The 7,754-nt window shown below is 73.0% G+C and carries 3 protein-coding genes; all 3 read left to right on the forward strand.

Annotated features, from left to right (window positions below; translation table 11 throughout):
- Positions 1-57 precede the first annotated feature (57 nt).
- The 3 genes from ACFC1R_RS02020 to ACFC1R_RS02030 all read left to right on the forward strand — a co-directional run bounded on the left by ACFC1R_RS02020 (position 58) and on the right by ACFC1R_RS02030 (position 7,618).
- Entirely contained in the window at positions 58-2,601 is a 2,544-nt protein-coding gene (locus ACFC1R_RS02020; RefSeq protein WP_375931144.1) for a DUF6049 family protein, read from the forward strand.
- Positions 2,602-2,645: 44 nt separating this feature from the next.
- Entirely contained in the window at positions 2,646-5,159 is a 2,514-nt protein-coding gene (gene murJ / locus ACFC1R_RS02025) for a murein biosynthesis integral membrane protein MurJ (protein ID WP_375931147.1), read from the forward strand.
- A 203-nt stretch (positions 5,160-5,362) separates the two neighbouring features.
- Positions 5,363-7,618, forward strand: a complete 2,256-nt coding sequence (locus ACFC1R_RS02030) for a hypothetical protein (protein ID WP_375931149.1) — start codon at positions 5,363-5,365, stop codon at positions 7,616-7,618.
- The last annotated feature ends 136 nt before the right edge of the window (positions 7,619-7,754 follow it).

Genomic DNA, 7,754 nt, shown 5'->3' on the forward strand with positions numbered 1-7,754 from the left:
CAGCGACATTCGAGAACCACTGATCGCGACCGATCGAGAACGGCGAGGGCGAAGCGCGTGAGTGAGCCGGCACGGCACTCAGGGCTGAGGGCTTACGGATGCGGCGGACGGACGGCCAAGCGCCTCGCCGCACTGCTGGCGAGCGGCGCGGCCCTGCTGAGCGCCGCCGCGCCCGCGTTGGCCGCCGTGCCGGGACGCACCGCCCTCGCCCCGGCCTCGTCCTCGACGGACTACCCGGCGAGTGTGGCGATCGACACGGTCACTCCCGCCGTGGTCGGCCAGAGCGACACCGTCACGGTCACCGGCCGGGTCACCAACTCGGGCGACTCCGAGCTCAAGCAGACCCACGCCGGCATCCGGGCCCCGCAGACCGGTCGGCCGCTGGGCACCAGGAGCGACATCGGGCTGGTCGCCAAGCGCAACGACCCCAGCGGCCAGGACGGCGTCGACCTGCAGTCCCCGACCGCCGAGATGGGCAACGTCGCTCCGGGCCAGACCCGCTCCTTCACGCTCCAGGTGAGCCCCTCCGACCTCAAGTTCTCCAAGGGCGGGGTGTTCGAGCTCGCGGTCGACGTCTGGGGCGGCACCAGCGACCAGTCCCGCTCGCACGCGCTGGGCATCGCCCGCACCTTCCTCCCGTACAACACCGAACAGGCCACCAAGCCGACCCAGGTCGCCACCCTGTGGCCGCTGACCCACGCACCCGAGCTGGTCGCCCAGACCATGCCCGACAACGACCAGATGCCGGTGCTGCGCGACGACGGCCTGGCCACCGACCTGGCGGCCGGCGGACGGCTGTACAAGCTGGTCGACCTCGGTGCGAAGCTGCCCGGTCTGACCTGGGTCGTCGATCCCGACCTGCTGGACACCGTGTACGCGATGACCAAGCCGTACCGGGTGCAGAAGCCGGGCACGGCGGGCGACTCGGCGAAGGAGGACAACACCCTCCCGGGCACCGGGCGGGCCGCCGCCACCGCGTGGCTGGCCAAGCTCCGCCAGGCCGTGGCCACCAGCGGGGACGAGGTCGTCGCGCTCCCCTACGCCGACCCCGACATCGCCTCGATCGCCCACAACGGTGCGAAGCTCGACGGGATGGACACCGCCCTGCGCAAGGCCGGTACGGCCGGCCAGGTCACTGCGGAGGGCCGGCTCTCGACCGACGTCCGGGGCAGTGTCGCCTGGCCCTACCAGGGCGAGCTGGACACCCAGATCGTCAACACCACCAAGACCATGGGGGACAACCTCCTCCTGGTCAGCGGCGCCAGCATGTCCGAGTCCAGCTCGCTCAGCTACACCCCGAACGCCGCCCGCCCGATCGGCGACGGCCAGACCGCCGTGGTCGCCGACCACACCATCTCCAAGCTGTTCGACGGTGACCTGGACACCGCCCAGGCCAGGACCGCCGCCACCCAGCGCTTCCTGGCCGAGACCATGATGATCACCGAGCAGCAGCCGGAGTCCCAGCGCAACCTGCTGGTGATGCCGCCGCGCAACCTCACCGTCGGCACCGCGACCGCCCTCGCGGACGCCATCACCGCCGCCCAGAAGGGCAGCTGGATCAGCCCGGTCAAGCTGACCGCGGTGGCCGGTGCCACCCCCGACTCCAACGCCAGCACCAGCGTCCCGTCCCCCGGCGACTACCCGAACGAGCTGCACGACTCCGAGCTGCCGGCCGGCGCCCTCGAGAAGACCATGGGGCTGGAGGGCGACCTCGACCAGCTGCTGAAGATCCTCACCCAGCCGCAGCGCGTGCGCGGCCCGTTCAACGCCGCCATGGTCCGCTCGATGTCCACCGAGTGGCGCGACCAGGCCAAGGCCGGCCAGGCGTACCGCAGCGGCACCCAGGACTACCTCAGCAACCTGATCTCGGCGGTCAAGCTCCTACCCAAGCGGGTCATCACCCTGGCAGGTGACAACGGGACCCTGCTGGTGAGCGTGAAGAACGACCTCAACCAGGCCGTCGGCAATCTCCAGCTGCGCCTGACCTCGGGCCAGGTGAACCGTCTCAACGTCGGTGGCGCCGAGAACGTGGTCCTGGACGCCACCACCAGCCGGACCCTCCGCTTCCCGGCCGCGGCACAGGCCAACAGCACGGTGCAGATGACCGCGCAGCTGTGGACGACCGGGGCCGACCCGCAGCCGTACGGCCCCCCGATGACCTTCCAGGTCGACGTCACCGACGTGACCTCGGGCGTGCTGTACGCCATCGGCGGCGGTGTGGTGCTGATCCTGCTCGCCGGGCTCCGCTTCTACCTGCAGCGCAAGAAGCGGGCGGCCGAACCCGACACCGACGGCGACACCGACGGCACGTCGGCCGGTCCGACCGATCCGGCCGGACCCGGCGAGCCCGGCGGGCCGGCCGACGACACCCGGCCCCCCGCGCCCACGGACGACACCGCCACCGACGCCACCGACGCCACCGACGCCACCGACGCCACCGACGACGGTGTGGCGGCGGCCGACCGGGCACCCGACGCGGGCCGGAAGGAGACGGCAGCCGGAGCGGCGGACCGGCCGACGGCCGAGGACGCCGACTCGGAGCCGGAGTCGACCGAAGATGCCCCGAATCGGGCCTTGGGTGATGAGAAGGTTGGTCCCTGACGGACGCCCAACCGGGCGACCACCCCGACCAGCGATGAGGTGGCATGAGCGAGCGGCGCGAGGCGCGAGCACAGGGCCAGGGCCAGGGCCGTAGCCAGGCGCACGACCGCGCTGCCGATCCCGCGCCGACGGGTTCCCCGCAGGCCGCCGAACCCGCCACCGCCGACTGGTACGTGGCGGACACCTACGCCCAGGATCCGTACGCGGCCGACCCTTACGGCGGCCCGGCCGACCAGGACCCGTACGGTGTCCAGCGGGCGGCCGAGGCCGCCGAGGCGTCCCCGCTGCCGCCGAAGCCCGCCCACCGGCCCGAGCCGGGTCTGACCGCGCCCGCGCCGCGCTGGGCCTCGGCAGCCATCGCCGGCCTCCCGGACGAGCCCGGGCCCGGCACGGCGGAATCCGCCCCCCCGGGCTCGCCCTGGGACACCGAGACCACCGAGTACGTCGGCGTGGACGCACTGCTCAGCGCGGCCGGCAGCAAGGGCGACGCAGGAAGCACCGACAGCACCGGGACCGGCGGCGGCACCGGCGACACGGGAAGCACCGGCCGCACCGGCACGGCCGGCGGCAAGGAGCCCGCCGAAGCACGGCCGTTCGTCCCGCCGATCGAGTTCGACCCGCCGCTCTCCGAGGTCGAGGCCACCCTCCAGGTCGCCGCCGCCCAGGTACCGGCCGAGGCCGACGTCGCAACGGACCTCGCGGCGCAGGCGGCGATCGAAGCCGCCGAGGCGGCGCCCGGGGCCGCATCCGGGAGGGGCGACGTCGCGGTCGCGGTCGCCGAGAAGCCCCTGGCAGCTCCCGAGGCCGAAGCAGCCCTCCGGACCGCACCCGCACCGCCCGCCGACGACGCGGGCACAGCCGCGGGCACGGGCACGGGCACGGGCGCAGGCGCAGGCGGCGACACGGGCGGCGGCGGAAAGGCCGGCGGCCTGCTCGGCTCCAGTGCGGTCATGGCGGCCGGCACCCTGGTCTCCCGGGGCACCGGGTTCCTCCGCACCATGGTCATCGCCGCCGCCATCGGCGTCGGCACCATGGGCGACTCGTACAACGCCGCCAACACCCTGCCGACCCTGCTCTACATCCTGATCGGCGGCGGCGCGCTGAACGCCGTCTTCGTGCCCCAGCTGGTCCGCAGCATGAAGCAGGACGAGGACGGCGGCACCGCCTACGCCAACCGCCTGCTCACCCTGGTGATGACCGGCCTGGCCGGGGTCGCCTTCGTGGCCGTGCTCGGTGCCCCGCTGCTGGTCCAGCTGATCTCCCATTCGCTGATGCGGGACCAGGCGAGCGCCGGCACCACGGTCGCGCTGGCCCGCTACTGCCTGCCCACCATCTTCTTCATGGGCGTCCACGTGGTGATGGGCCAGATCCTCAACGCCCGTGGCAGGTTCGGCGCCATGATGTGGACTCCGGTCCTCAACAACATCGTGGTGATCTTCACCTTCGGGGCGTACATCTGGGTCTTCGGGACCTTCCAGCACAGCGAGGTCACCCCGGCCACCGTCTCCCCCGAGGGCATCCGACTGCTCGGCCTCGGCACCCTGCTCGGTCTCGCCGTCCAGGCGCTCTCGATGTTCCCGTACCTGCGGGCCTCCGGCTTCCGCTTCAGGCCCCGCTTCGACTGGCGGGGCCACGGCCTCGGCAAGGCCGCCCGGCTGGCCAAGTGGACCTTCCTCTTCGTCCTCGCCAACCAGGCCGGCTACCTGGTCGTCACACAGCTCGCCACCGCCGCCGGGCGCGCCGCCGAGTCCAAGGGCTACCTGGGCGTCGGCCTGGCCGCGTACTCCAACGCCCTGCTGATCTGGCAGCTGCCGATGGCCGTGATCACCGTCTCGGTGATGAGCGCGGTCCTGCCCCGGCTCTCCCGCTCGGCCGCCGACCACGACCCCGGCGCCGTCCGCGACGACCTCTCGTACGGGCTGCGCACCTCGGCGGTGGCGATCGTCCCCGCCGCCTTCCTCTTCCTGGCCCTCGGCCCGGTGATCGGCGGCGCCATCTACGGCCTCGGCAACGGCGGCCCGGTCGCCCACGGCACCACGGCGGTCGGCTACATGCTCTCCGCCTTCGCGCTCGGCCTGATCCCGTACTCCGTCCAGTACGTACTGCTGCGCGGCTTCTACGCGTACGAGGACACCCGCACCCCGTTCTCCAACACCGTCTGGGTGGCCGTCTGCCAGGCCGGTACGGCGGTGCTCTGCTACCTGGTGCTGCCCGCCCAGCTGGCGGTCACCGGCATGGCGCTCGGCTACGGCGCCTCGTACGCGGTGGGCGTGGCGGTGGCGCTGCCCAAGCTCAAGGCGCGGATCGGCGGCCTGGACACCGCGCGGATCGCCAAGACCTACGTCCGGCTGGCCATCGCCTCGGTGCCCGCGGCGTTGGTCGGGCTGGCGTTCAGCCTGCTGCTCCGCGGTGTGCTGAACGGGTGGCCGGGCAGCGTGCTGACCCTCGTGGTGGCCGCCGGCGCGCAGCTGACGGTGTTCGCGGCGATCGCCAGGCGGATGCGGATCGAGGAGCTCAACGCGATGATCGGTATGGTTCGGAGCCGACTGGGACGCTGACCTGACGTCAACCGGCGTGCTCGTCGCCGAACCCGGACGGCCTTCCGTTCACCGGTGGGCAACCACCGGGCCCCCTCAGCGGTCGTACCAGGGGAGGATGAGTGGGCACAATTGTCCTGGCACCACTCAGCCCCGACGGGCCGGGCCGGCGGCCGACTTCCGGGGACGCGAACCGGGGCGATACAAGGGGAGGCAGGACCACGGTGGCTGATGGCACCAAGGCAGTCGTCGACACGTCCGTTGCGGACGAGGCGGCGCTGGCCATGGCAATCGGAGACATCCCGAGCGACACGCCGGACGACCAGCCGGGAGACGACCGGGACGGCACCCCGGCGGACACCCCGGTGAAGGCCCCGACGCACGGCGTTGCCAAGGCCTCCACGAAGTCCGACACCGGCCGCTCGGACTCCGTCCGGTCCGTCAGGAACGGCCGGGCGGCCAAGGGCGGCAGCGGGTCGGCCAAGGCCGGGAAGCCCACGGCCGCCAAGGCCGCGGCACCGGAGACCGCCGAGTCCACCGCCGCGCTGTCCTCGGCCGAGATCGCCGCCGAGCTCGCGGCCGGCGCCGCCGAGCTGGCCGCTGCCGCGCAGGAGACGGCGAAGGAGGTCACCGAGGCCGCCGCGGCGGCCTCGGAGGAGTCCGCCGGTGTGACACCGAAGAACGCTGCGAAGGACGCCGCGCAGGACACCGCGAAGAACGCCGCGAAGGCCACCGGCACCGCCTCCCCCACGGCCGCCGCCAAGGCCTCCACCGCGCCCACCGGCACGGCTCCGTCCGCCGCTGCCAGGACGTCCCCCGCCGCCGGGGCCGAGTCCGCCCTGCCCAAGGCCGTCACCGGCACCGGGCAGCTCCCTGCCGTCCTCCCCGCTCCGCTCCGGCACAGCGGCGACAAGATCGCCGACCGCTACCGGCTGGAGGAGTGCATCGGACAGTCCGAGACCTTCAGCAGCTGGCGCGCCGTCGACGAGAAGCTGCGCCGCGCCGTCGGCGTCCACCTGATGGCCGCCGGGCACCAGCGGGCCAAGGCCGTGCTCGCCGCCGCCAAGTCCGCCGCCCTGCTCGGGGACCCGCGCTTCGTCCAGGTCCTGGACGCGGTGCAGGAGGGCGAGCTGGTCTACGTCATCCGCGAGTGGCTCCCCGACGCCACCGACCTGGCCAAGCTCCTCGCTGCCGGGCCGATGGAGCCGTACGACGCGTACCAGATGGTCCGCCAGGTCACCGACGCGATCAGCGCCGCCCACCGGCGCGGTCAGGCCCATCTGCGGCTCACCCCCAGGTGCGTCCTGCGCACCGAGAGCGGCCAGTACCGGATCAACGGCATCGCCGTGGACGCCGCCCTGCGCGGGCTGCCCGACGAGGACGCCGAGCGCACCGACACCCGCGCCATCGGCGTCCTGCTGTACGCCGCGCTGACCCACCGCTGGCCCTTCCCCGAGGACCGGTACGACCTCCAGGGCCTGCCCAAGAGCCTCGGCTGCGTACCCCCGGACCAGGTCAAGGCGGGCGTCCACAAGGGCCTGTCCGAGCTGGCCGCGCGGGCGCTGTGCGAGCAGCTGCCGCACAGTCTGGAGCCGATCACCAGCCCGGACGAGCTGGCCAAGGCGATCGCGCTGATGCCGAAGATCCGCCAGCCCGAGCCGCCGGCACCCCCGGCCTTCACCCCGCCCCGCTACAACCCGCGACCCGCGCAGCCCCTCGGCGGCCAGAACCGGCCCGCGCAGCAGCACTCCGGGCGCCCACACGGCCCGCAGCCGCACGGGGCCCGGCCGATGGGTCCCGACACCGGCCACGTCCCCGCGCACCCGGCCAGGCCCCGCCGCCGGATGCGGACCCTCGCCAAGTGGACCGCCTCGCTGGTCGCGCTGGCCGCGATCGGCGTCGCGTCCTGGCAGCTGGTGAGCTCACTGAACAACGGCAAGGACACCACCACCACGACCGTCCAGAGCGCGCCCCAGTCGGACCACAGCGCCCCGGCCGCACCCGTGGTGGTGCCTCCGGGTAAGCCGATCGACGTCCAGGACATCCACTCGTTCAATCCCCTCGGCACGGACAGCGACGTCGAGCACGAGTCCGAGGTCCACAACGCCGTCGACGGGAACTCCGGGACCACCTGGTCGACCTCCAACTACTACGACAACTTCCCCAAGCTCAAGCAGGGCACCGGCCTGGTGCTCGACCTCGGCTCGGAGAAGCAGGTCAGCACGGTGCACGTCCAGCTGGTCGGCGGCAGCACGGTGGAGCTCCTGGCTGCCCCCAAGGGCACCGTCTCCCGGCCCGCCTCCACCAAGGACGGACTGAATCTCTTCGGATCCCCAGTCGCCTCGCAGTCGGGCACCGATGTCGATCTCAAGCCCAAGGATCCACTGACCGCCCGGTACCTCTTGATCTGGCTGACCAGCATCCCCAAGGATGGGGGCAACTACCGGGGCCAGATCGCGGAGATCAAGGTCACCGGCTGAGAACAGCGGTGCCCCGCACCCGTTCCAGGTGGCCCGAACGGGCCGAACGGCGGGGGCGGCCGGCCCAGAGGGGGGACACATGAGCGAGGAGCCCTCCGACTCCGAGCTGCTGGCGCGGCACTGCGCCGGCGACCCG

It is taken from the genome of Kitasatospora sp. NPDC056138, from assembly GCF_042264695.1.
GTDB lineage: Bacteria > Actinomycetota > Actinomycetes > Streptomycetales > Streptomycetaceae > Kitasatospora.